The sequence below is a fragment of the Janthinobacterium sp. BJB426 genome (assembly GCF_002735705.1).
Taxonomy (GTDB): domain Bacteria; phylum Pseudomonadota; class Gammaproteobacteria; order Burkholderiales; family Burkholderiaceae_D; genus Janthinobacterium.
In genome coordinates this window covers 15,785-39,085 of the sequence record NZ_PDZL01000031.1, presented here as the reverse complement: position 1 = coordinate 39,085, position 23,301 = coordinate 15,785, and the positions used below count along the sequence as shown (strand labels likewise).

At 64.2% G+C, this 23,301-nt stretch carries 24 protein-coding genes; 18 read left to right on the top strand and 6 right to left on the bottom strand.

All coding sequences use genetic code 11. The features are described from left to right. Positions 1-8 precede the first annotated feature (8 nt). Both CSQ93_RS27265 and CSQ93_RS27260 read left to right on the top strand, forming a co-directional pair. Positions 9-260, top strand: a complete 252-nt coding sequence (locus CSQ93_RS27265) for an AbrB/MazE/SpoVT family DNA-binding domain-containing protein (RefSeq protein WP_099380726.1) — start codon at positions 9-11, stop codon at positions 258-260. After that, positions 254-604 (top strand): type II toxin-antitoxin system ChpB family toxin, encoded by a 351-nt coding sequence (locus tag CSQ93_RS27260; RefSeq protein ID WP_099380725.1) that lies wholly within the window; start codon positions 254-256, stop codon positions 602-604. The genes CSQ93_RS27265 and CSQ93_RS27260 overlap by 7 nt, the downstream gene beginning before the upstream one ends. A gap of 62 nt (positions 605-666) precedes the next feature. Here CSQ93_RS27260 and CSQ93_RS27255 read toward each other — a convergent pair whose 3' ends face one another. From CSQ93_RS27255 to CSQ93_RS27245, 3 genes are all read right to left on the bottom strand, one after another. Beyond that, on the bottom strand, positions 667-1,056 hold the full coding sequence (locus CSQ93_RS27255; protein ID WP_099380724.1) for a GFA family protein: 390 nt from the start codon (positions 1,054-1,056) through the stop codon (positions 667-669). A 62-nt stretch (positions 1,057-1,118) separates the two neighbouring features. Next, the gene (locus tag CSQ93_RS27250; protein ID WP_158301388.1) at positions 1,119-2,660 is read right to left on the bottom strand and encodes a CHASE2 domain-containing protein; all 1,542 of its coding nucleotides are present in this window, start codon (positions 2,658-2,660) and stop codon (positions 1,119-1,121) included. A 106-nt stretch (positions 2,661-2,766) separates the two neighbouring features. Next, positions 2,767-4,095, bottom strand: coding sequence for a serine hydrolase domain-containing protein (locus CSQ93_RS27245; protein WP_099380722.1), 1,329 nt, complete (start codon positions 4,093-4,095; stop codon positions 2,767-2,769). A 237-nt stretch (positions 4,096-4,332) separates the two neighbouring features. Between CSQ93_RS27245 and CSQ93_RS27240 the strand changes: the two genes are divergently transcribed. Next, on the top strand, positions 4,333-5,475 hold the full coding sequence (locus CSQ93_RS27240) for a sigma-54-dependent Fis family transcriptional regulator (RefSeq protein ID WP_099380721.1): 1,143 nt from the start codon (positions 4,333-4,335) through the stop codon (positions 5,473-5,475). Between the two features lie 143 nt (positions 5,476-5,618). Further along, on the top strand, positions 5,619-7,427 hold the full coding sequence (locus CSQ93_RS27235) for an NAD(P)/FAD-dependent oxidoreductase (RefSeq protein WP_099380720.1): 1,809 nt from the start codon (positions 5,619-5,621) through the stop codon (positions 7,425-7,427). 155 nt (positions 7,428-7,582) lie between these two features. Here CSQ93_RS27235 and CSQ93_RS27230 read toward each other — a convergent pair whose 3' ends face one another. Then, complete coding sequence (locus tag CSQ93_RS27230) at positions 7,583-8,149, bottom strand: YceI family protein (protein WP_034756709.1); 567 nt, start codon at positions 8,147-8,149, stop codon at positions 7,583-7,585. A gap of 333 nt (positions 8,150-8,482) precedes the next feature. Here CSQ93_RS27230 and CSQ93_RS27225 point away from each other — a divergent pair, with 333 nt between their 5' ends. The 8 genes from CSQ93_RS27225 to CSQ93_RS27190 all read left to right on the top strand — a co-directional run bounded on the left by CSQ93_RS27225 (position 8,483) and on the right by CSQ93_RS27190 (position 17,332). Beyond that, on the top strand, positions 8,483-8,998 hold the full coding sequence (locus CSQ93_RS27225) for an RNA polymerase sigma factor (protein WP_099380737.1): 516 nt from the start codon (positions 8,483-8,485) through the stop codon (positions 8,996-8,998). Between the two features lie 8 nt (positions 8,999-9,006). Beyond that, positions 9,007-10,002: a FecR family protein gene (locus CSQ93_RS27220; protein ID WP_158301387.1), complete on the top strand. Its 996-nt coding sequence runs from the start codon at positions 9,007-9,009 to the stop codon at positions 10,000-10,002. Positions 10,003-10,141: 139 nt separating this feature from the next. Then, positions 10,142-13,024, top strand: coding sequence for a TonB-dependent receptor (locus CSQ93_RS27215; protein ID WP_233516369.1), 2,883 nt, complete (start codon positions 10,142-10,144; stop codon positions 13,022-13,024). Positions 13,025-13,059: 35 nt separating this feature from the next. Next, entirely contained in the window at positions 13,060-13,674 is a 615-nt protein-coding gene (locus tag CSQ93_RS27210) for a biliverdin-producing heme oxygenase (RefSeq protein WP_099380717.1), read from the top strand. After that, the gene (locus tag CSQ93_RS29775; protein ID WP_099380716.1) at positions 13,674-14,810 is read left to right on the top strand and encodes a TonB family protein; all 1,137 of its coding nucleotides are present in this window, start codon (positions 13,674-13,676) and stop codon (positions 14,808-14,810) included. The genes CSQ93_RS27210 and CSQ93_RS29775 overlap by 1 nt, the downstream gene beginning before the upstream one ends. A gap of 185 nt (positions 14,811-14,995) precedes the next feature. Further along, entirely contained in the window at positions 14,996-15,805 is an 810-nt protein-coding gene (locus CSQ93_RS27200) for a methionine ABC transporter ATP-binding protein (RefSeq protein WP_070222288.1), read from the top strand. Beyond that, a complete protein-coding gene (locus tag CSQ93_RS27195) occupies positions 15,798-16,472 on the top strand; it encodes a methionine ABC transporter permease (RefSeq protein WP_099380715.1) in 675 nt (224 codons plus the stop codon). The genes CSQ93_RS27200 and CSQ93_RS27195 overlap by 8 nt, the downstream gene beginning before the upstream one ends. A 32-nt stretch (positions 16,473-16,504) precedes the next feature. Continuing rightward, positions 16,505-17,332, top strand: coding sequence for a MetQ/NlpA family ABC transporter substrate-binding protein (locus CSQ93_RS27190; protein ID WP_099380714.1), 828 nt, complete (start codon positions 16,505-16,507; stop codon positions 17,330-17,332). A 92-nt stretch (positions 17,333-17,424) separates the two neighbouring features. Here CSQ93_RS27190 and CSQ93_RS27185 read toward each other — a convergent pair whose 3' ends face one another. Next, the gene (locus CSQ93_RS27185; protein ID WP_099380713.1) at positions 17,425-18,039 is read right to left on the bottom strand and encodes an OmpW/AlkL family protein; all 615 of its coding nucleotides are present in this window, start codon (positions 18,037-18,039) and stop codon (positions 17,425-17,427) included. 161 nt (positions 18,040-18,200) lie between these two features. Beyond that, on the bottom strand, positions 18,201-19,097 hold the full coding sequence (locus CSQ93_RS27180; protein ID WP_099380712.1) for a LysR family transcriptional regulator: 897 nt from the start codon (positions 19,095-19,097) through the stop codon (positions 18,201-18,203). Between the two features lie 237 nt (positions 19,098-19,334). Here CSQ93_RS27180 and fur point away from each other — a divergent pair, with 237 nt between their 5' ends. The 6 genes from fur (at position 19,335) to CSQ93_RS27150 (ending at position 23,299) form a co-directional block, all read left to right on the top strand. Beyond that, positions 19,335-19,775 carry a ferric iron uptake transcriptional regulator gene (gene fur, locus CSQ93_RS27175; protein WP_035820181.1) on the top strand — a complete coding sequence of 147 codons (441 nt, stop codon included), beginning with the start codon at positions 19,335-19,337 and terminating at the stop codon, positions 19,773-19,775. Positions 19,776-19,849: 74 nt separating this feature from the next. Continuing rightward, positions 19,850-20,215, top strand: a complete 366-nt coding sequence (locus tag CSQ93_RS27170; RefSeq protein ID WP_099380711.1) for a MerR family transcriptional regulator — start codon at positions 19,850-19,852, stop codon at positions 20,213-20,215. Between the two features lie 59 nt (positions 20,216-20,274). Continuing rightward, complete coding sequence (locus CSQ93_RS27165) at positions 20,275-20,865, top strand: NAD(P)H-dependent oxidoreductase (protein ID WP_099380710.1); 591 nt, start codon at positions 20,275-20,277, stop codon at positions 20,863-20,865. Between the two features lie 232 nt (positions 20,866-21,097). Then, entirely contained in the window at positions 21,098-22,255 is a 1,158-nt protein-coding gene (locus CSQ93_RS27160; RefSeq protein ID WP_233516370.1) for a SpoIIE family protein phosphatase, read from the top strand. Between the two features lie 65 nt (positions 22,256-22,320). Continuing rightward, on the top strand, positions 22,321-22,878 hold the full coding sequence (locus tag CSQ93_RS27155; protein ID WP_099380708.1) for a SiaB family protein kinase: 558 nt from the start codon (positions 22,321-22,323) through the stop codon (positions 22,876-22,878). A 22-nt stretch (positions 22,879-22,900) separates the two neighbouring features. Then, a complete protein-coding gene (locus CSQ93_RS27150; RefSeq protein WP_099380707.1) occupies positions 22,901-23,299 on the top strand; it encodes a DUF1987 domain-containing protein in 399 nt (132 codons plus the stop codon). Positions 23,300-23,301 lie beyond the last annotated feature (2 nt).

The window sequence follows — 23,301 nt, the reverse complement described above, 5'->3', positions numbered from 1 at the left end:
GAGGTCATATGGAACTATCGATCCAAAAATGGGGCAATAGCGCGGCCGTGCGCTTGCCAACGGAACTGCTGGGCATGCTGAAGGTGTCGCTGGGCGACAAGCTGGCGGTCGATGTGCGTCCGGACGGCGTATTCCTGAAAGCCAAGCGCCCTGCCTTCACGCTCGATGATCTGGTTGCCCAATGCGATGTCACGGCGCCAGAACCGGCCGACATGGCGGCATGGAGCCAGATCAAACCGGCAGGCCGCGAAGCATGGTAAAGCGCGTCCAGTTCGGCCGTGGCGATATCGTGATGGTCAATCTGGAGCCAACGGAAGGCCGTGAACAGCGCGGCGCGTCCCGGCCAGCGCTGGTGCTGTCCACCAGCGCCTTCAACACGCTCGGTGTCGTGCTGGTCGCCCCCATCACGCAAGGCGGCGATTTTGCCCGCCACGCGGGCTTTGCCGCGTCATTGAGCGGCAGCGGCACGGCAACGCAGGGGGTGGCGCTGGTCAACCAGATCCGCATGCTCGACCTTGAAGCACGCGGCGCAAAGCGCATCGAAACCGCGCCTGAATTCGTCGTGGAAGACGCGCTGGCGCGCCTGCGCGCCATTACCGACTAAATTGACGCCAGTAGCATGTCGGATTACGCGCTTGCGCGCCTCGGCGGCCCCGCTAATCCGACCTACCCCTCGCTACGCGCCCCACGATACCGCGGCAAGCCATCGGCCAATCTCACCCACTCCAGTTGCGTGTCCGTATAGATATGGCTGTGCGGTGGCAGTTGTTCGGGGTCGTCCAGGCTGCTGGTGGTCAGGCCAACCTCGTCCAGGTCGCGCGCATCCTCGAACGTCAGCTGCGTGCCGCAGCGGGGGCAAAAACTACGCGTGCAGTGTTCGCTGGACGCGTATGGCGTGGCCTGTCCCCGCAGCCAGCGAAAGTTCGCCCGTGGCACACTGAACCAGGCGACAAACTGCGCGCCCGACGTGCGGCGGCACATCGAGCAATGGCAGGCCAAGGTGCCCGTGCCCGCTTCGTAGCGCACGTCGCCGCATAAACATCCTCCGCTCAGCATGGCATCCTCCTGCAAATGAAAAAGGCGCCCAGTTTAGCGCCGCTGCGGCGCCACGGTTTGCGCTAGATCAGGGCGATGATCAACAGCAGCACCGCCAGCGGCGCCTGCACCAGCACGATGCCCGGATGCGTGCGGCGCAGCTGGGCCCACACGGACAGGCCCGGCACTTCCTCGTGCGGATGGTGGGCTTCGTCGCGCAGCGACATCGCGTGCAGGAACATGCCGGCGATCAGCGGGCCGGGATTGACCCACCAGCCCTGCTCGAGCAAGCCGCGCGACAGGTAAATGGCCAGCGCGCCGATGGCAAACGGCGAGGCCCACACCAGCGCCAGCATCAGGCGGATGCCATAGAATTCCGCCAGGGTGCCCATGCGGTGCAGGCGGCCGAAATCGTGGCCTTCCATGCGCTTGTCGATGGCCAGTTCGGCGCGGCCGTACAGGGTCCACAGACCGCCGAACAGGCAGCCCAGCAGCACGCCGATGACGATGTCGGCCACGAACACCGCATATTTGTTGACGTCGGCCGTGCCGATGCCCAGCGACGTGTGGGCGGCCGCATGCAGGTGCAGGCCGGCCTGCTCGCCTTCTGCCGTCGTGTAGCGGTCGCGCACGTCATACGTGCTGCCGATATACACGACGTTCTTGCGCAGCGCGCCGGCATCCACGCCAGCCTGGCCGTCGCTCAGTTTGACGCGCGTGCGCGTGGGGTTCAGGAATGCCGGCGCCACGGCGGCCGGGTGAAACGGCGCGGTAACGGCGTTCTGCTCGGCCGCCGCCTTGGCGTCGCCGCGGATGACGGGTTCGAACGCCCAGCGCGCCAATTCCTTTTCGCTGCCCGTGCGCCGCGCCAGCTGGCACACGCGGCCGGCCAGCGCCATCACTTCCTTTTGCTCGGACAAGGCGGCCGGCATGGGCTGCTTCTGCTCCTGCTCGTCGGCGCCATGCGCCAGCTCAAAGGCCACGGCCGCCAGCACGGGGCTTTTCAGCTCGATGCGCGTGACGGCGCCCATGCGTTCGCGGATCCGCGGGCTGGCAAAGTGGATGCCGGCCGCGCAGCGCGCGCGTATCCACGGCAGGTTCGCGTTGCGGTCCGATTGCTCGGGCAGGATCAGCACCAGTTGCCGGCCATTCGCGGCCAGCCGGTCAAGCAGGCGGTCCAGCGGCCGCTCGCCCGCCTTGTGCTGTTCATATACGGCCGGCGCCAGGTCCAGGTCGATGGCCAGCACCTTGCTGCCGCGCGCGGCGGCGCTGGCGATCAATTGCTCCAGGCGCGTGCGCTCCAGCGGTTCGCGCTCGTCGAAGACCTGTTCGAACGCGGGCTGGTCGATTTCGATGATGCCGGGCCGGTAGGCGGCGCCCGGGTCCTTGCCCCGGTCCAGCAGCCGCTCCTGCGCCGCGCTGGCCCGCAGCATGGCCGCATCGAGCCATTCGAGCACGTGAAAACCCTCCAGCGCCAGCATCAACGCGGCGATCAGGCTGGCGCCGATCACGTGGTGCAGCAGATGCGTGCCAGTCAGCTTGAAAGCCGAACCAAGCTGGGCGACCGGCCACAGCAGGCGCCGCCAGAGTGGCGGGCGCGGTTGATCCGGCTGACTGGTTTCCACGGTGCGTACTCCTTGCGTGCGGCGCATGAATTATCACCCAAACAACAAATGATGACGAAAGGATAGTGTATTGCAGTTGAGTCCGTTCCGCCGCACGGCTGGCAAGCTACTGCGGCTTGGCCAGCAGTAGCTTGCCCAGCGCTTCGAAGGCCGGCGTGGTGGTCGGGTCGTTGGCCGCGTTGGCCGCCGTCGGCGTGGAGGCGAAACGCACGATCACCATTTCCGCCTTCGGATCGATGTAGATGCGCTGGCCGTACACGCCGCGCGCCATGTAGGCGCCATGCTCGTTATGCGTGACCCACCACATGTCGCGGTAGCTCCAGCCCTTGAGCAAATCGTAGCCGCCCTTGGCGAACAGCTGCTTGTCGCCGCCACGGCGGATATCGTCGACGGCCGCCTTGGGCAGTATCTGCTGGCCGTTATAGCGGCCATCGTTGCGCAGCATTTCGCCGAAGCGCGCCAGGTCGCGCAAGCCCGCATTCAAGCCGCCGCCGGCAAACGGCGTGCCCGTCGAATCGACCGTCATGTAGGCATCCTGCTCGGCGCCCAGCTTTTGCCAGACATGCTCGGACAGGTATTCGTTGACGCTCTGCCCCGTGACGCGGGCGATGATCCAGCCCAGCACGTCGGAGTTGACCGTACGGTAGCCGAAGCCCTCGCCATGCCTGCCCTCGTGCCGCACCGTCTGCAGGTACTCGAAATAGCTGCGCGGTCCCGTGTAATCCTTCGGCTTGGGCAGCGGGCTGCCGGCCGCCGCGTGCTGCCACACTTCCGCTTTCGGGTCGGCGTAATCTTCGCTGAATTGCAGGCCCGTGGTCATGTCGAGCACCTGGCGCACGGTGGCGTCGCCAAACGCGGACTTCGCCAGCTCCGGCACGTACTCGGCCACTTTCTTGCCGGGATCGAGCTTGCCTTCGGCCACCAGGGCCGCGCCGATGGTGCCCATCACGGACTTCGTCACGGACATGGCGCCATGCTGGCCGCCCTCCTTCAACACGCCGAAATAGCGCTCATACACGATGCGGCCCCGGTGCAGCACGACGATGCCGTCCGTGTAATTGGCGCCCAGCGACTGCTCCCAGGTCATCGTCTCCTTCGCGCCCAGCGGGGTAAAGCGCAGGCTGTCGATATCGTTGCGCAGTGCGCGCGGCAAGGGCACGGGCGCTTTCAAGCCGCGCGCCACCGCCACCGTCGGCATCAACTGGCGGAAGTGCGACACGCTCCAGCGCAGCTGGGGGAAATTGAAATAGCTGCCATCGTCGAAGCGGATGATCTTATCGGCCGGCGGCGGCGCGCCCACCATCCATTGCAATGCAGCCGGGTCGCTGGCGGCGGCCGACAGCGGCGCCGTTGTCTCTGCCGCATGGGCGCCGGCGGCCAGCGCCAGGCAGGCGGCGGCCAGGGCCAGGCGACGGATGGGTGGCAATGTCTTCATGCATATCTCCTGTCATGGCTGACGCCGGCAACGGCGCTCGCTTCATGCGATGCATGCTAACAGAGAAACTTTTTATCTTGTCCTGCGGCATCCTATTGTGCGGGCCACGCGCTGAGACTAACGTCTCACGCGCGCGCCATGCTGCAGCGCAGGATGCGCGACCCGGCGCTTCGTGCTAAAAACGGGGCGACAAGCAAAACACCATAAAAACCAGATACCGAGACACTGGAGAGCACCATGCCCTACGTCCGCCAGACCAGCCATATCGACCGCGTGCGCGACCTGATCGCCGGTCGTATCGTCAATCCGGGGGCCGACACCGCCCGACTGGCCTCGTCCTACCGGCGCTCGCTGGACGACTACCGGCTCGACCCGGCGTCCACCACGGGGCCGCGCATCCTGACGGGCGCCGAACTGCGCGCCATCCAGCAGTCCGAGGAAAATTTTTTGCGCTCCACGGGCCAGTGCCTGCCGCGCCTGCACGCCATGGTGCGCGAAGCGGGTTACTGCGTCATCCTCGCCAATGCGCGCGGCGTGACCATCGACTACGTGGTCGACACGGACCAGCGCAAGGATTTCAAGAAGGCGGGCCTGTACCCCGGTTCGTGCTGGTCGGAAGAAGAGGAAGGCACGTGCGGCATCGCCTCCGTGCTGCTCGACCATGAAGCCATCACCGTGCACAAGACGGATCATTTTCGCGCCGCGTTCACGGGCCTGACCTGCAGCGCGGCGCCGATTTTTTCGCCGCACGGCGACTTGATCGGCGTGCTCGATGCGTCGGCCCTCAGTTCGCCCGATGCGCGCGACAGCCAGCGTCTGGTCAAGCAGCTGGTGCGGCAAGGCGCAACCCTGATCGAGGACGGCTTTTTTCTCAAATCCTACAGCCATTGCTGCATCCTGCTGGCGCACCGCAACCGCCACTTCGTGGAAGTGCAGCCGGAAATGCTGCTCGCCATCGACGAACATGGCGACATCGTCGCCGCCAACCGCTGCGCGCGTGACGTCATCGCTGGCCTGAACACCCTGCCGCGTCCCGTCGGCGAAGTGCTGGAAGTGCGCGCCGAACGGCTGTTCGATGCGCGCGCGGGACACAATCTGCTGTCCCTGCGCCTGGCCGGCGGCGGCACCTGGGTGCACGCCCGCTTGCGCGCGCCGCTGCGCCAGGCCAGCGCGCGAGCACGCGTGAGGAACGCCGCCCCCGCGACGGAGGAGACGGTTGCCTACACGGCGCCGGAACTGGCCGAACGCACGCGCATCGTCCACGCCATGAACGCCGCCAAATGGCGCCCGCTGCAGGCTGCCGCCATGTTGGGCATCTCGCGCGCCACCCTGTACCGGCGCATCAAGCAGCTGCATATCGTGGCACCGCACCGCCAGTAGACCGTCCGAAAAGCTGAGATTTCCGTCTCAAATTCAGCCATGCTGCGCTGCGCAATGCAGGGCCGGAACGCCAGTGTTACAACATCGTCAGCGGCAAGACAGCCGCATCCCATCATAAAGTCAGCAGACTTGGAGGAGACACGATGCAAACCGATATCAACCCCCACAACCTGGCCGTGGCCGGCATCCTGGAGCAGCTGGAAGGCACGCTGCGCGCCAGCGACGGCACGGGCGCCGCGCAACTGTTCGAACAGGACGGCTACTGGCGCGACCTGGTGCTGTTTACCTGGAACCTGAAAACCCTGGAAGGCCGCGAACAGATCGCCGCCATGCTGACCGCCCAGCTGAGCACCGTGCAGCCAGTCTCCATCCGCATCGCCGATGGCGAGCATGCGGTGGAAGCCGGTGGCGTGCTACAAAGCTGGATCACGGTGGAAACGAACGCGGCGCGCGGCGTGGGCTTCATCCGCATCCGCGATGGCAAGATATGGACCCTGCTTACCACCATGAGCGAATTGAAGGGTTTTGAGGAAGCCAAGGGCAGGCGGCGGCCCATGGGCGCGGAACACGGCGCCCGCACGAACCGCAGCAGCTGGCTGGAGCACCGCGAACAGGAAGCAAAGGAACTGGGCTACGCACGCCAACCCTACTGCGTCATCATCGGCGGCGGCCAGGGCGGCATCGCGCTCGGTGCGCGGCTGCGCCAGCTCAATGTCCCCACCATCATCATCGAGAAAAATTCGCGCCCCGGCGACAGCTGGCGCAAGCGCTACAAGTCCTTGTGCCTGCACGACCCCGTCTGGTACGACCACATGCCGTACATCCCGTTCCCCGACAACTGGCCCGTCTTCACGCCGAAGGACAAGGTCGGTGACTGGCTGGAAATGTACACCAAGGTGATGGAGCTCAATTACTGGGGCTCGACCTCATGCGAATCGGCCAGCTTTGACGAAGCCACAGGCGAGTGGACGGTGCAGGTGCTGCGCGACGGCCAGCCCGTCACACTGAAACCGAAGCAGCTGGTGCTGGCCACGGGCATGTCGGGCAAGGCCAACATGCCGAAGTTCAATGGCATGGACGTGTTCCAGGGCGAGCAGCAGCATTCGTCGCAGCATCCGGGGCCGGATGCGTATGTGGGCAAGAAGGTGGTCGTCATCGGTGCGAACAATTCCGCGCACGATATCTGCGCCGCCCTGTGGGAAGCGGGCGTGGACGTGACCATGGTGCAGCGCTCGTCGACGCACATCGTCAAGTCCGATTCCTTGATGGACCTGGCCTTGGGCGACCTGTACTCGGAACGGGCGCTGGCCGCCGGCATGACCACAAACAAGGCCGACCTGACGTTCGCCTCGATCCCCTATAAAATCCTGGCCGACTTCCAGAAGCCCGTCTTCAAGGCCATCCGCGAACGCGATGCGGATTTTTACCGGCGCCTGGAAGAACGGGGCTTCATGCTGGACTTTGGCGACGACGATTCCGGCCTGTTCATGAAATACCTGCGCCGCGGCTCCGGCTACTACATCGACGTGGGCGCCTCCGAGCTGGTCGCCGAGGGCAAGATCAAGCTGAAAAGCGGCGTCGGCGTGCAGGAACTGAAAAGCCACTCCATCGTGCTGTCTGACGACACGGAACTGCCGGCCGACCTGGTGGTGTACGCCACCGGCTACGGCTCCATGAACGGCTGGGCGGCCGACCTGATCTCGCCGGAAGTGGCGAACAAGGTGGGCAAGGTGTGGGGCCTCGGGTCAAGCACGACGAAAGACCCGGGCCCGTGGGAGGGCGAGCAGCGCAATATGTGGAAGCCCACGCAGCAGCAGGCACTGTGGTTCCACGGCGGTAACCTGCACCAGTCGCGCCACTATTCCCAGTACCTGTCGCTGCAGCTGAAGGCGCGCATGGAAGGGTTGAACACGCCCGTGTATGGGCAGCAGGAAGTGCATCACCTGGCGTGAAATCCGGGGTCAGACCCGCCGGGGGGGGCAATGTTACCCAATGGGGAACATTCCAATCACGCAGTGACTGACCCCAGCCCTCTCTTTGGGGATAGGTATAAAAAAATGGCGGCGGACCGAAGTCCGCCGCCATTTTTACGTCATGCAGCCAACGATTACTGTTTGATGGCTTCGATTGCGAACGTCAAAGTGACGTCATCGCTGACGGCTGGCGCATATTTGCCGGCGTTGAATTCCGAGCGTTTGATCTTGGCCGTGGCGTTGGCGCCGCAAGCGTCTTTTTTCAGCATCGGGTGCGGTGCGCAGGCGAACGAGGTGACGGTCAGGGTGACTGGCTTGGTCACGCCTTTCAGGGTCAGGTTGCCTTCCACGGAGGCCAGCTTGTCGCCGTCGAAGTTGAACTTGGTCGATTTGTAGGTGGCGACCGGATACTTGGCCGTGTCGAGGAAGTCTTCGCCCTGGATGTGCGAGTTGAACAGGGTCGAACCCGTATCGACGGACTTGGTGTCGATCAGCACTTCGACGGCGCCCGTCTTCGCGGCGCGGTCCAGGGTGACCTTGCCGGTGGTGTTATTGAAACGGCTTTGCTGCGTCGAGAAACCCATGTGGGTGTACTCGAAACGGGGGAAAGTGTGGCTGCCATCGATGACATAGACTTCAGGCGCGGCAAAAGCGGACAGCGAGAAGCCGGCGGCGGCGATAAAAGCGAGCAGTTTTTTCATTGTAGGTTCCTGATAGAAAGTGGAGGATGTCAAAACCGCAAGCAGCTGCAGGCGGGGGGCGCATGCGGCTGATTGTCTGGCTTCAGTTGCAACAGATTATGCATGGCATGAAGATCGATGTAAAACGGAAAATATACCTAGTTAGCATCGAAAAAATCGATAATACATGGTGATCATGTCCGCGACAGCGCCTTCTGCTGCCGATTATTGTCTGCATTGCCAAAAATATCCAGCGTTATCCGGCACCTCAAACAAGCATTGAATGAGAATGATTCTTGTTATTATTTGATGGGCTTGCTATCATCGCTCGCTTTGATCACGGGGACATGCGCGGTGCTTGAACGCTATTACCAGGAATTGCTGCGCCTGATTTCGCGCTCCACGGGATGCCGCGACAAGGCACAGGACGTGGTGCAGGAAGCCTACGCCCGCATCCTGGCGCGCAAGCCGCAGGGCGGCGCCCACGCCCTGCCTGGCGATACCCCGCCCGACAGCGGCCAGCGCGCCCTGCTGTACGTCACGGCGAAAAACATCGCCATCGACGAACAGCGCCTGCACCAGAGGCGGCCCCATGACGCGCTCGACGAGCCGCACATGCAGCTGCGCGCGCCGCGCGCCGATGAACCCGAGCAACGGCTGCACGACCGGCAAACCATGGAACGCCTGCTGGCCATCATCGACGCCTTGCCGCCGCGCTGCCGCCAGGCTTTCGCGCTGTACAAGTTCGATGGCCTGAGCCAGATCGAGATCGCCGCCCAGATGGGTATCTCCGTCAACATGGTGGAAAAACACATCATCAACGGCATGCTCGCCTGTAAAAAAGGCTTGCCCGAGCGGGATACGCTATGAAACAGCACATGACATCACAAGACACGACGGCCGACGACATCGACTTCCTGGCGGCGCAATGGCTGCTGCGCCACGACGCGGGCCTGGCCGCCCACGAACTGGCGGCGCTGGACGCATGGCTGGCCGCCGACGCGCACCACCAGCACGCCTGGCAGGCGCTGGCCCGCACCGATGCGCTGCTGGCCAGCCTGCCGGCGCAGCGCGTGGCGGCATTCAGTCAGCCCGCTCCGGCGGCGAGCGCGCCGTCATCGCTGCTGCAGAGGCTGCGCCAGGCGGCTTCCTTCCCGCCGCGCGGCGCACTGGCCGGCGGCTGCCTGCTGCTGTGCGGCCTGCTGGCCTGGCCGCTGGCCAGCCATTGGCAGCAACCGGGCTTCCAGCACGATTACAGCACGGCGCGCGGCCAGTTCGCCACGCAAGTCCTGCCCGACGGCAGCCGCATCGAACTCGATAGCGGCAGCGCCGTCGACGTGGCCCTGTACCGCGACCGGCGCAGCGTGCGCCTGCTGCGCGGCCAGGCCATGTTCCATGTCCACGCCGACCCTGCGCGTCCGTTCCAGGTCATCGCGGGAGCGGCCACGGCGACGGTGCTGGGCACGCATTTTTCAGTGCGCCACGTGGGCGCCACGACACAGGTGAGCGTGGCGCAAGGCACGGTGCGCGTGGAAAGCGAAGCCGGCGCGCATGCCGAAGTGCTGCAGGCGGGCGACACGGTCACCGTCACGCCGCAGGGCGTGAAGGCGCTGGCCAGGGTCAATGCGCAGGCGGTGGGCAACTGGCGTGCCGGGCGCCTCGATTTCGAGGACACCACCCTGGCCGAGGCGCTGGCCGAATTCGAGCGCTATGGCGATACACACCTCGTGCTCGGCGATCCGGCCCTGGCCGGCCTGCGCCTGAACGGCAGCTTCGACGCGACGCTGCCGGCGCAATTTGCCGCCGCCCTGCCGCTGGCCTTGCCCGTGCGCGTGGTACGCCGGGACGGCAAGCTGCATATCGTCGCCCGCTGATTTGTCCCCATGACGCGAAATAAAATCAATCCGCACGTCAGGGTAAATGAGACTCATTCGTTTTAACTATGAAGGATCACCACATCACCATAGGAAAAACCTGCATATGACTCCACCGCGCCACCCCTTGCACGCCCGCGTGTCCCCCCTCTTCCTGGCCATCGGCCTGGCCTTCGCCACGCCCGCCGTGCATGCCGCCGCCGCGCCGGTGGCGCAGGTGGAATGGCAGATTCCCGCGCAGCCGTTGAACCGCGCGCTGAACGAGCTGGCGCGCCAGGCCGGCATGGTGCTGCTGGCCGACGCGCGCCTGACGCAGGGACGCCACAGCGCGCCGCTGCAAGGCAGGCATTCGCTGCCGGAAGCGCTGCGCCAGCTGCTGGCCGGCAGCGGCCTGCAGGCGCAGCTGCAAGGCGGCACGACCATCATCATCAGCGCGCCCGCGCCCGCCGCTGCCGGCGCCGTGCAGATCGGCACCCTGCGCGTGAATGGCCAGGGCGGCAGCGGCACGTTCGAGGCGGACGACACGGATCCGGCAGACCTGCCCTACCTCACGCCAGCCGCCTCCGTGTACATCGGTCGCGAGCAGATCGAACGCTTCCGCGGCACCTCGCCGGCCGACATCTTCAAGGGCGTGGCTGGCGTGCAGGTGGGCGACAGCCGCAACAGCGGCGCCGTCGACGTCAACGTGCGCGGCATGCAGGGCCAGGGCCGCGTGCCCGTGCTGATCGACGGCAGTCTGCAGTCGTCCACCGTCTACCGCGGTTACGCAGGCATCGCCGACCGCAGCTACATCGACCCGGACCTGATCAGCGCCATCCGCATCGACAAGGGCCCGAACCTGTCGGCGCAAGGCGCGGGCGCCATCGGCGGCATGGTCAGCATGCAGACGCTGCGCCCTGAAGACATTTTGCGACCAGGCCAACGCACCGGCGTGCGCCTGCGCGGCGGCATCCAGGACAACAGCGTCTCGGCGCCCGCCGATTTCGGCAGCACGCCGCGCACGCAGCGCAACAAGCTGGACAACCCGCGCAGCGGCTTTGGCAGCATCGCCGTGGCCACGCGCCAGGATGACTACGACCTGGTGGCCGCCATCAGCCAGCGCAGCATCGGCAATTATTTTTCCGGCACACGGGGCTTCGAACGCTATCAGATGCTCAATGAATGGGGCGACGACAATGGCGTGACGCAGTTCTTCAAGAAGGGCGACGAAGTGCTGAACACGGCCAACCGCACCACCTCGGCCCTGCTGAAAGCCAACCTGCGCCTGCCGCACGAACAGAAGCTGGAGCTGGGCTACCGCTATTTCGACAGCAGCTATGGCGAAATCATGCCCTCGCAAATCTACCGCAACAGCACCGGCAGCATTCCCCAGTGGGACCCGAGCCAGGTGCGCACCAACGCGCTGACGGCGCGCTACGAGTGGAAACCGGAAGGCCAGCAATTGATCGACCTGAAGGCCAACCTGTGGCTGACGGACATGCAGAGCAAGTCGCGCAACGGCGACATCTTCAGCAATCCGCTGGAAGGCAAGACCAATCCGGGCGACCATGAATGCAAGGAGTGCGTGGAAGTGCTGTACCTGGCGAAGAACCAGGCGCGCAGGGTCGGTGCCGACCTGACGAACACCTCGCGCTTCGCCACCGGCATGGGCGCGCTCAAGCTCGATTACGGCCTGTCCCTGCAGAACGAGGATATCGGCCCGGCCGACAGCGTGGCCATCCTCGACGACGACCTGAATGCCAACCACACCCTGCGCAACGGCAAGCGCCACGAGCAAAGCGCGTTCGCCTCGCTGCAGTGGCAGGCGCGCGACTGGCTGACCATCGAGGCGGGCGGACGCTTCCAGCGCTTCGACTCGCGCGACCGCAACCGCCGCGCGGAACAGCAATACCAGCCGCAGGGCTGGCAATGGGTCACCATGTGGGACAAGGACGGCGGCCAGCTCGGCGACGCGAAATGGTACCAGGATGCGCAGGGCCAGTTCACGCCCGCCACCAATCCCGCGCTGGTGGGCGGCATGGTGGAACGCTATGGCGAAGAACCGGCGCCGCTGGACGTCTCGCAGGTCGCCAACTGGAGCGGCAACGACTATGTCTTCCGCGACGCCATCCCCGGCCTGTTCACCTACAGCAAGCCGATCCGCCGCAAGGACCACGGTTTTGCGCCCACGTTTGCGCTGACGGCGCGCCTGTCCGACAGCGTCAGCGTGTTCCTGCGCGACGCGCGCGGCTTGCGCATGCCCAGCCTGTACGAATCGACGATGGGCTTCTCGGCCACGTATTCGTCGCCCCTGAACGCCGAGCGCAGCCACAACCGCGAGATCGGCGTGAGCGTGATCAAGGATGGCGTGTGGAGCGCCGCCGACAAGCTGCGCCTGCGCATTGCGTATTTCGACAACGTCACGCACGGCTACATCACGCGCCGCCCGATTCCCGACTTGCCGGCCCACGCGCAGAATTTCTCGATGGCGAACACGGACAAATACAGCGTCTCGGGCGTCGAACTGCAGTCGTCATATGACCGGGGTAGCGTGTTTGCCGACTTTTCCGGTACCTGGAACCGCAAGACCCTGATCTGCGACGCGGCCACGGCGGCGTATTTGCGCAAGGCCAGCAAGTGGCAATCGGAGATCTGGATCACGCCAGACTGCTCGCCCATCGGCTTTTCCAGTTCCTACGTGAGCAACCATATCCAGCCCAAGCTGAGCGCCAACCTGACCCTGGGCACGCGCTGGCTGCAGGAAAAGCTCACCGTCGGCACGCGCCTGACGCACGTCGGCCATCCGCTGGCGCGCCAGGACGACAAGGCCGTGTGGCAGTCGTGGACGGGCACCTCGCCGCAGGTGCTGACGCAGGCCTACACCCTGGCCGACCTGTTCGCCAGCTACAAGATCACGCCCAACGCCACCGTCGACGTGGCGGTGGACAACCTGACGGACCGCTACTACCTCGATCCGCTGACCCTGAGCCTGATGCCGGGACCGGGCCGCACGGCGCGCGTCACGCTTGGCCTTCGTTTCTGATTTGATTCATCCTTATAATAGAGAGCAGATATTCCATGCATGCAGCAAGCGACACCACTTTAAACGCCGTTCCGACCAACGCGGCCCCGACCCGCAGCCAGCGCCTGAAAGCCGACACCATGGCCACCCACGAATTGCTGGACCAGCGCATCATGGCCAGCGCGCCGTTTTCCAGCCGCGACAATTACGCGCGCTTTTTGCAGGCGCAGTACGCGTTCCTGCGCGACGTCGACGCGCTGTACGACAACGCGCAGCTGGCCACCCTGCTGCCGGACCTGGAGCAGCGCCGCCGCTACGCCAGCATCGCGGCCGACCTGCGCGACCTCGAGACAGCATTGCCAGCCGATGCGGCCACGCCGCCGTTCGACGCGCAACTGGACCTGGCCACGGCGCTGGGCTGGCTGTACGTGAGCGAAGGCTCGAAGCTGGGCGCAGCCATCCTGTATAAGCTGGCCGGCAAGATCGGCCTCGATGAACACCATGGCGCGCGCCACCTGGCCGGCCATCCGGACGGACGCGCGCGCCACTGGCGCGATTTCACGTCCGTGCTCGATACGGCCGTGCTTGACGATGCCGGTGAAGCGCGCGTGATCGATGGCGCGCGCGCCGCCTTCCTGCGCATGCATGGCCACGTGGAGGCGTGCGCCTGATGGAGGAGCCAGTCATCCAGGCAGTTGCGGAAGCGCATACGGCACGCCTGCGGCGCTGGGCGTGGACGGGCGCCGGCATGCTGATGGTGGCGCTGGGCGTAATCGGCGCCATGCTGCCCGTGATGCCGACGACGATCTTCCTGATCCTGGCGCTGGCCTGCTTCAGCCGAGCCTCGCCGCGCCTGGAGCACTGGCTGCTGCACCACCCGCGCTTCGGCGCGCCGCTGCGCCAGTGGCGCGAACACCGCGCCGTGTCACGCCGCGGCAAGGTCCTCGCTTGCGTGGGCATGGCCATCGGCTTTGTCGCCATGTGCCTCGGCCATCCGCCGTGGTGGGTCATCGCCCTCGTGGCAACGATGGAAATCGCCGTCATCATCTACCTGCTGCGCCGCCCGGAAGGGCCGGCGCCAGAAAAGACGCCGCCGGCGGACTGGCACAAGCCGCTGACGATCGCCACCGTCTTCGCCATGCATGGCGCCCTGCTGGGCTGGGCCGTGTATCAGCGCGCGCCAGCAGCGCCCTTGCTGGCCATCGCGCCCGATTCCGCGCAGCCGGCCATGCTGTACTTGCCGGCCGCCGCCCCGCCCCGGCCTTTGGAGCAGAATCTTGCTGAACAGGTCAGCGCGGCCGCCGCACCGTCGCGCACCCTTGCAAAAAAGGCAGCGCCGGCAATCAGACAATTCGTGCTGCCGCAGCCCGATGCCGCGCCCCTGCCGCCGCAAGCCGAGGCCATCACAGCCGTCGCCGAGGTGCGCCAAGCCCCCGTCACGCCGGCAGCGGTGGCCACGGCGTCTGTCGCGGCGGCACCGCCCTCGCCTGCGCTGCCGCCCGCGCCACAGGAGCTGCGCAGCGGCGTATCTAGCTGGGAAGGGAAGGTTTTGGCGCGCATGGAACGCTTCCGCCGCTATCCGACGGCGTCGCGCGCGAAGCAGGAGCAGGGCGTCGTGTATCTGCGCTGCCGCATCGACCGCGATGGCCAGGTGCTGGCGGCCGCCATCGAGCGCAGTTCCGGTTCCGCAGCGCTGGATCAGGCCGCGCTCGACACTTTGCAACGGGCGGCGCCACTGCCGCGCATTCCCAAGGAACGGCCGGACCCGCTGGAATTATCGATTCCCGTCGAATTTTCCATTGGCTGATCGCGTAAAAACCGCGTTTACTCTCGCCAAACACCCATATAGACATTATTTGCATATTCAAAGCAAGATTCTGTCGTAGGAGTAATAACACGATCGGAGGTATACTACGCAACCGACGTAACAGGCTGGGCGATTTGGCCCCTGCAAGCGCGCCTGTCACGGCCTAATAAAAAAGGAAACACTGCATGACCACACCACACCGTACGCCGGTGATTCGCATCGATGGCGCAAACAAGACCTTCGCGCTGCCCAAAGGCGAACAATTCCACGCGGTCAAATCGGTCACGCTGGAAGTCTATCCCGGTGATATTTTCGGCCTGATCGGCAAGAGCGGCGCCGGAAAATCGACCTTGCTGCGCCTGATTAACCTGCTCGAGCGCCCTGACAGCGGCACCATTACCGTCGCCGGACGCGAACTGACGCGCCTGGGCAAGAGCGAATTGCGCGACGCGCGCCAGAACATCGGCATGATTTTCCAGCAATTCAATCTGCTGCAAAACGCCAGCGTCTTCGACAACGTCGCCTTCCCCTTGAAAATCCATGGCACGACCAAGGGCGAGCAGATCGCCGCCAGGGTCGAGGAATGCCTGGCGCTGGTCGGCTTGTCCGACAAGCTGCACAGCTATCCGGCGCAATTGTCCGGCGGGCAGAAACAGCGCGTGGCGATCGCCCGCGCCCTGGCCAGCCACCCCGACGTGCTGCTGTGCGACGAGCCGACGTCCGCGCTGGACGCGGAAACGACGCGCGCCCTGCTCGACACCCTGCGCGACATCAATGCGCGCCTCGGCGTGACCATCGTCATCGTCAGCCATGAGCTGTCGGTGCTGGGAGCCATCTGCAACCGGGTCGCCGTCGTGGAAAACGGCGCCATCGCCGAACAATTCGATTTGAGCGACACGGCCACCCCGCGCAAGACGGCGCTGGGACGCGAGCTGGCGTATTACGGCACCGAGGCGTTTGAAGCCACCGCATGGAAGGATGCAACACATGTTTGAAGAATCGATCAATAACGTCATCAAGCTGCTGCCGGAAATCTGGGTGGCGCTGGGCCAGACCATGACCATGCTGGGCATTGGACTGACCGCCGCCATCCTGATCGGCGGCCCGCTGGGCATCCTGCTGTTTCTCGTCTCGGAAGGCCAGTCGCTGGAAAACCGTCCGCTGTCGACGATCCTCGGCTGGCTGGTGAATACCGTGCGCAGCTTCCCCTTCATCATCCTGCTGGTCGCCCTGACGCCGTTTACGCGCATCATCGCGGGCACCTCGATCGGTCCGCTGGCGGCCGCCGTGCCGCTGTCGTTCGCCGCCATCCCCTACCTGGCGCGCCTGGTGGAACAGAACCTGCGCGAAGTGCCGCGCGGCGTGATCGAGGCGGCGCACGCCATGGGCGCGTCGGAAATGCAAATCATCTTCCGCGTGCTGCTGGTGGAAGCGCGCTCCGGCCTGGTGCTGGCCCTGACCGTGCTGTCGATCAGCTTCCTGTCGTATTCGGCCGTGGCCGGCGTCGTGGGCGGCGGCGGCATCGGCGACCTGGCCATCCGCTACGGCTACTACCGCTTCGAGACGGACATCATGGTCGCCACCGTGGCCATCCTGATCGTGCTGGTGCAAACCATCCAGTTCGCCGGCACGCGCATCGCCAAGCGCCTCGACAAACGTTAATTCATCTTCAGTATTTCAGTACAAGGAAAAGCATGAACCATATTCGCCGCAACCTGCTCCTGGCCGCCGCCAGCCTGGCCTTCGCCACCGCCGCCCACGCCAAGGACCCGAAAGAACTCGTCATCGGCACCAGCTCCGGCCCGTATTCGGACCAGCTGAAGCTGGGCATCAAGCCTATCCTGGAAAAACAGGGTTACAAAGTCAAGATCGTCGAATTCAACGACTACGTGCAGCCGAACTACGCGCTGGCCGAAGGTTCGCTGGACGCCAACGTGTTCCAGCACATCGTGTATCTGACCAAGTTCGCCACCGATAACAAGCTGCCACTGAGCTCCCTGATCACCGTGCCGACCATGCCGATCGGCCTGTACGGCGGCAAGCAGAAGTCCCTGGCGGACGTGAAGAACGGCGCCACCATCACCATGCCGAACGACCCGACCAACCAGGCGCGCGCGCTGGTGATGCTGGCCAAGATGGGCTGGATCAAGCTGAAACCGAACGTCGACCCGCTGCGCGCGTCCGAACGCGACGTGCTGGACAACCCGAAGAAGCTGAAACTGGTGCCGCTGGAAGCGGCGCAGCTGCCACGTTCGCTGGCCGACGCCGACTACGCTTTCGTCAACGGTAACTTCGCCCTGGCCGCCGGCATGAAGCTGACGTCGGCTCTCGCCGTGGAAAAGATCTCGGACAGCTACATCAACCTGGTCGCCATCCGCACGGCCGACAAGGCCAAGCCATGGGTCAAGGACCTGGAAGCGGCCTACCGCTCGCGCGCCTTCCTCGACGCGACGAACAAGTATTTGGCCGGCTACGAAAAGACGGACTACCAGCTGGCGCTGGAAAAGACGCTGAAAAAATAAGGTGGCACTTGCAATGCGAAAAGGACGGCCAGGTGTAAACCTGGCCGTCCTTTTTTATTGTCCGCGCCGCAGGGGGCGCAGTCGATCAATGCTTAGAAACGGTAGCCGACGCCTACGCCGATCAGGACAGGATCAACCTTGACTTCGCTGATCTTGGCGCCAGCAGCGGTCAGTACATCGCTGCGGATCTGCACTTTCTTGATGTCGAAGTTCAAGGACCAGTTTTTGTCCAGCTTGTAGTCGACGCCAGCTTGCAGCGAGTAGCCCCAGCTGTCATGTTCCAGACGCAGGCCAGGAATTTTGACATCCGAGATATTCGTGTAATTCACGCCGGCACCCACGTATGGGCTGAACTGTTTTTCAGGCATGAAGTGGTATTGCAGCGACAGGGTCGGCGGCAAATGCTTGAAGGTACCGATCTTCGTGCCTGACAAGGTAACGTCATGCTTTTGCGGGTAGGTCAGGATCAGTTCGGCAGCGATGTTCGGGGTGAAGAAATACGAAATATCAATTTCGGGAATCGTCTTGCTGCTGACGTGAATCAGGTCGGATGCGCCGACGCCACCCACAGGAGCAGATTTGTTGGCCGGATCGATATGCACGGCGCGCGCACGGACCAGCCATGGGCTTTCCTGTGCCATTGCATTGCCGGCGAATGCGCCGATGGCGGCCAGGACGATTGCTGCTGCAGTTGCGGACTTTTTCATTCTAGTTCCCTCTTTTTGTCGTTAAGTAACGCTGCGAAGTCTAAGAGTGCAGTGCAACAAAAACTTTGATCCACATCAAATAGTGCTAGATGGCATCACTAGAGGGATTTTTTCCTTTGCCCAGGTCAAGAAAATGCGGCAGCGCAGCGCGAGCATGCCAATCACTGCACGCCGTCAAACAGGCTGGCGACCCAGTCGGCAAACACGCGCACGCGCGGCGACAGTTGCCGATGATGGGGATACAGCACGGACACGGGCAGCGGGTCGGGCCGCCAGTCCCGCAGCACTTCCACCAGCTCGCCCGCCGCAAGCGCCAGTTCAAGGTGATACCGGGGGGCCTGGATCAAGCCCATGCCCGCGCGGCAGCAGGCATGGTAGGCGTCCGCATTGTTGACGGACACCGTGCCAGGCAAGGCTACGCTGTGCCGCTGCCCATCCACCTTGAAGTCGAAGGGCCAGACCTTGCCCGACTGGGTGGAAAAGAAATTGACGGCGCGGTGGCCATCCAGTTGCGCCAGATTCTCCGGCGTGCCGTGCGCGGCCAGGTAGGCGGGACTGGCGCACGTCACCTGGTCGAGCAGCGCCACCCTGCGCGCCACCATCGACGAGTCGCCGAGCTCTCCCGCGCGCAGCACGCAATCGACGCCTTCGCGCACCAGATCGACGAGGCGGTCGCCCATGCCGATTTCCAGTTCGATCAGCGGATAGCGGGCACAGAACTGGTCCAGCACGGGCATCACGAAATGCATGGCCAGGGTCGCGTGCAGGTCGATGCGCAGCTTGCCGGCCGGCTGCTGCGCCGCCGAACTGAACACGGCTTCCGTTTCTTCCAGGTCCGCCAGCAGGCGCACGCAGCGCTGGTAATACGCGTCCCCATCGGGCGTGGGCGTCACTTGCCGCGTGGTCCGCTGCAGCAGGCGCACGCGCAGCCGCGCTTCAAGCTGCTTGATCGCATGCGTGACGGTGGCCTTGGGATAGCCAAGGTCATGCGCCGCCTGCGTGAAACTGCGCAGTTCGACGATGCGGGTAAAAATACGCATCGCATCAAATCGGTCCATGTCCCTGCTCCATTGTTATTCCTTGCTGCACAGTGTAGCGATACCGACCTTGGTTTTGCAATTCCAATGCAAGATGCGTGCAACGCAATCGGAGCTTGCGCCGATGTCACTGGTTGACAGGCCTGCTAGCCAGCATACTATTTCCACTCCGCACAATACAAATGAGAATAGTAATGATTATCATTTGCGATATAATGCACTACCTCGCTCAAGCGACTACAAAAAGGAATGGGAGACATGGATATATTGAGGGAACTGCGTGAATCGGGCTTGAAAGTCACCATCCCCCGCTTGCGGATTCTGCAGCTGTTTCAAGAAGGCACGATCAAGCACCTGAGTGCGGACGATGTCTACAAGCTGTTGCTGGCCGAAAAGATCGACGTGGGCCTGGCCACCATCTACCGCGTGCTGATGCAGTTTGCCGAAGCAGGCATTCTGTTTCGCCGGCATTTCGAATCGGGCCACGCCGTCTTCGAGCTGAACGAAGGCCAGCACCACGACCACCTGGTCTGCACGGGTTGCGGCAAGGTCGATGAATTCGTCGACGAAGGCATCGAACTGCGCCAGAACGAGATCGCCGCCGAGCGGGGCTTCGTGCTGCACGAGCACGCGCTGTCGCTGTACGGCACCTGCGCCGAGTGCACGGCAAAAAAAGTGCCGCCACGCAAGCCGTCCTGAGGCAGCGCGCAAGGTAGCGCCTGGCAAGCCACCTGCGCTACACTGCGTGCGCCGCAGCTCAACAAGGAAGAAGCATGTACATCGGAGAAATCGCCCGCCTGGCGGGCACCTCGCCCAAGGCCTTGCGCCACTATGAAGCGCTGGGCTTGCTTGGCGACGTGCGCCGTTCCGGCGCCTACCGCGTCTACACGCAGCAAGACCTGGCGCAAGTGAAGCTGATACGCCAGGCGCAGGCGCTGGGCTTCCGCCTGGCCGAACTGCTGCCCATCCTGGCCGGCAACGATACCGACTGGGCCGCCCTGTCGCAGCACATCGCTGACAAGCGCGCACAGATACAGCAGGATATCGCCCGCCTGCGCCAGCTCGACGCGCAATTGGCTGACATCGACACGGAAATCCACGACTGCCTGGCGCAGCAGCGCCTGCAAGAGGCCGCTTGACTCTGCCCCCAGGGGCAAGCTTTAGCATGCAAGCTCTTCTTTAACGGATAGCCTGCATCATGACCAAGACAACACCCAAGCGCGTATTGATACTCCTCGGCCACCCGTCCAGCGACAGCTTCTGCGCCGCCCTGGCCGAGGCCTACGCCGCCACGGCCCGCAGCGCAGGCCATACCGTGCGCGAACTGCGCCTGGGCCAGCTGGACTTCGACCAGAACCTGCATGAAGGCTACCGCCAGGTGCAGCCGCTGGAGGCGGACTTGCTGGCGGCGCAGGAGGCCATCACCTGGGCCGAACACCTGGTCTTCGCCTACCCGATCTGGTGGGGCGGCGCGCCAGCCCTGCTGAAGGGCTTTGTCGACCGCATCTTCCTGCCCGGCTTTGCCTTCAAGTATCGCCCGGGCAAGGCTTTCCCGGCGCAGCTGCTGAAGGGCCGCACGGCCCAGCTGCTGGTGGCGATGGATACGCCGCCCTGGTATTTCCGCTGGGTCTACCACATGCCCGGCATCCACCAGCTGCGCAAGACGACCCTGGAATTTTGCGGCGTCAAGCCTGTCAAGGTGGCCAGCTTTGGTCCCATGATCGATTCCACCGAAGCGCAGCGCGCGCGCTGGCTGGAACAGGCCCAGGCGCTGGCCCGGCGCCTGTAAGTTGCTTGCCATGCAGCCATCTTGCATACGGTTTTGACAAGCTGGTAATCAAGCCGTCACATTCCAGGGCTACCATGATGATATTGCCTGTTTGTCAGTCGCCTTGCCGTCGCGACAACAAGGGTCCGATCGTCATGTAAAGGTAGCCGCTGTGGAGTTCAACGCTTCTCGATTGCATCTTCCCCGTTATCGCACGTCCGTGGCGGCTGACCTTTGCATCCCCACGGAATCCGTGCAGGCCGACGCCAGCAATTTCGCCGTGCTGGAATTGTTCACGGAACGGCGCGACATGATGAGCCTGCCCGTCACGGAGCAGCAGCGTCCCATCGGCTTGATCAGCCGCAACATCTTCATGTCGCAAATGTCCAAGCCCTTTTATCACGAGGTGTATGGCAAGAAGAGCTGCATCGCCTTCATGGACAAGGAGCCGCTGATCGTCGACGGCGCCATGAGCATCGAAGACCTCACCTTCCGCGCCGTGGAAGCGGGCGAGAAGGCGCTGGCCGACGGCTTCATCATCACCGAGGATGGCGCGCTGGCCGGCGTGGGCTTCGGCTTGCAGCTGATGAACGTGGTGGCCACCATGCAGGCGGAAAAGAACCGGCAGATCATGCACAGCATCGATTACGCCAGCGTGATCCAGCGCGCCCTGCTGCGCACATCCGATGCGGAATTGCGCGCCACCCTGCCCGACGCGCACCTGGAATGGCAGCCGCGCGACGTCGTCGGCGGCGATTTTTACTTCTTCGAGCGCCATGCGGGCGGCTGGTTCGCCGCCATCGCCGATTGCACCGGCCACGGCGTACCGGGCGCCTTCATGACACTGATCGCCTCGTCGGCCCTGAGCCAGGCCTTGCGCGAACTGGGGCCGCACGATCCGGCCGCCCTGATCGGCGCCGTCAGCCGCGCCATCAAGACCCTGCTGGGCCAGGACGGCGCCAGCAGCAGCGAGGCCAGCGGCCACGCCGGCTCGAACGACGGCATGGATTGCGCCTTCCTGTGCTACGACACGGCCAGCGCCAGCCTGCGTTTCGCGGGCGCGAAACTGGCGCTGCACGTGGTCGCGCCGGGCGAAGAGGCCGTGCGCGCCATCGATGGCGCGCGCATGGGCGTGGGCTATGTCGACACGCCGGCCGGCTACTGCTGGCACAACGAGACGCTGGCCATTCCCGCCGGCAGCCTGCTGTTCCTCACCACCGACGGCTTGCTCGACCAGATCGGCGGCGCGCGCGACATCGCCTACGGCAAGCGGCGCATGCGCGAGCAGCTGCTGGCGCGGCGCGACGCTCCCGCCGGCGAGGTGGCGGCGGCGCTGCTGCAGGACAGCGCCGCATGGCAAGGCCAGCAGCCGCGCCGCGACGACCTGACTTTTTTCTGTTTCCGCCTGTAGTTTTGGCGCCATCGAGCCACCTTATCAACAAGAAACCGGGTCACCGGCTAGCCAGGAGCACGGACGTGCTGTACGAAGAATTCAACGAGTTTTGGAATGTGGCGCGCAAGCGCAACATCATCTTTTTTTACGTGGGCTATTTCTCGCAGCACGTGGTGAATGCCATTTCCGAAACCATCAAGGCGCGCCTCGATACGGCCGGCGCGGCCGGGCCCACGCGGCGGCGCATCTTTTCCTCGTTCATCGAGATGTCGCAAAACATCATGCATTATTCCGCCGACAGCCTGACGCCCGATGCGCAGCTGGACCAGCAGATGCGGCGCGGTTCATTCTGTATCGGCACGCGCGGCGACAGTTTTTTTCTGCTGTGCGCCAACCCCGTCTCGACGGACAACGTGGCGCAGATCCGCGCCCGCCTGGAACCGCTGCACACGATGACGATGGAAGAAATCCGCCTGGCGTACAAGAAGGCCTTGCGCGAAGAAGCGCCGGCCGACAGCAAGGGCGCGGGCCTGGGTTTTCTCACCATGGCGCGCGACGCCAGCGAGCCGCTGGAATTCGAATTCGTCCAGGATCCCCAGGAACCGGGCCACACCATCTTCTGCATCAAAGCCATCATTTGAAAGAGCCGACTCAGGAAAGCATATGCAATTACCGTCACCACTGTTCATCGCCGCGACCCCGAGTTCGCCCGAAATCGACTTCCGTTTCGAGCAGCACACCCTGTCGATCAAGGGCGAGTCGTATCCGGAAAACGCGGCCGCCTTCTATGGCCCGCTGATCGCCGCCGTGCGCGCCTACCTGGAAGGCTGCAACGAGGCGGCCATCACCGTCAACGTCTCGCTGGCCTACTTCAACAGCTCCAGCACGAAGATGCTGTTTACCCTGTTCGACACCCTGAACCAGGCGGCCGTCGATGGCAACCAGGTGCGCCTGAACTGGTATCACGACGAGGACGACGACACCATCCTGGAATTCGGCGAGGAGCTGCAGCAGGACTTTACGGCGCTGGACTTCCACGACCATCCCGTGCAGGGCAGCTAGGG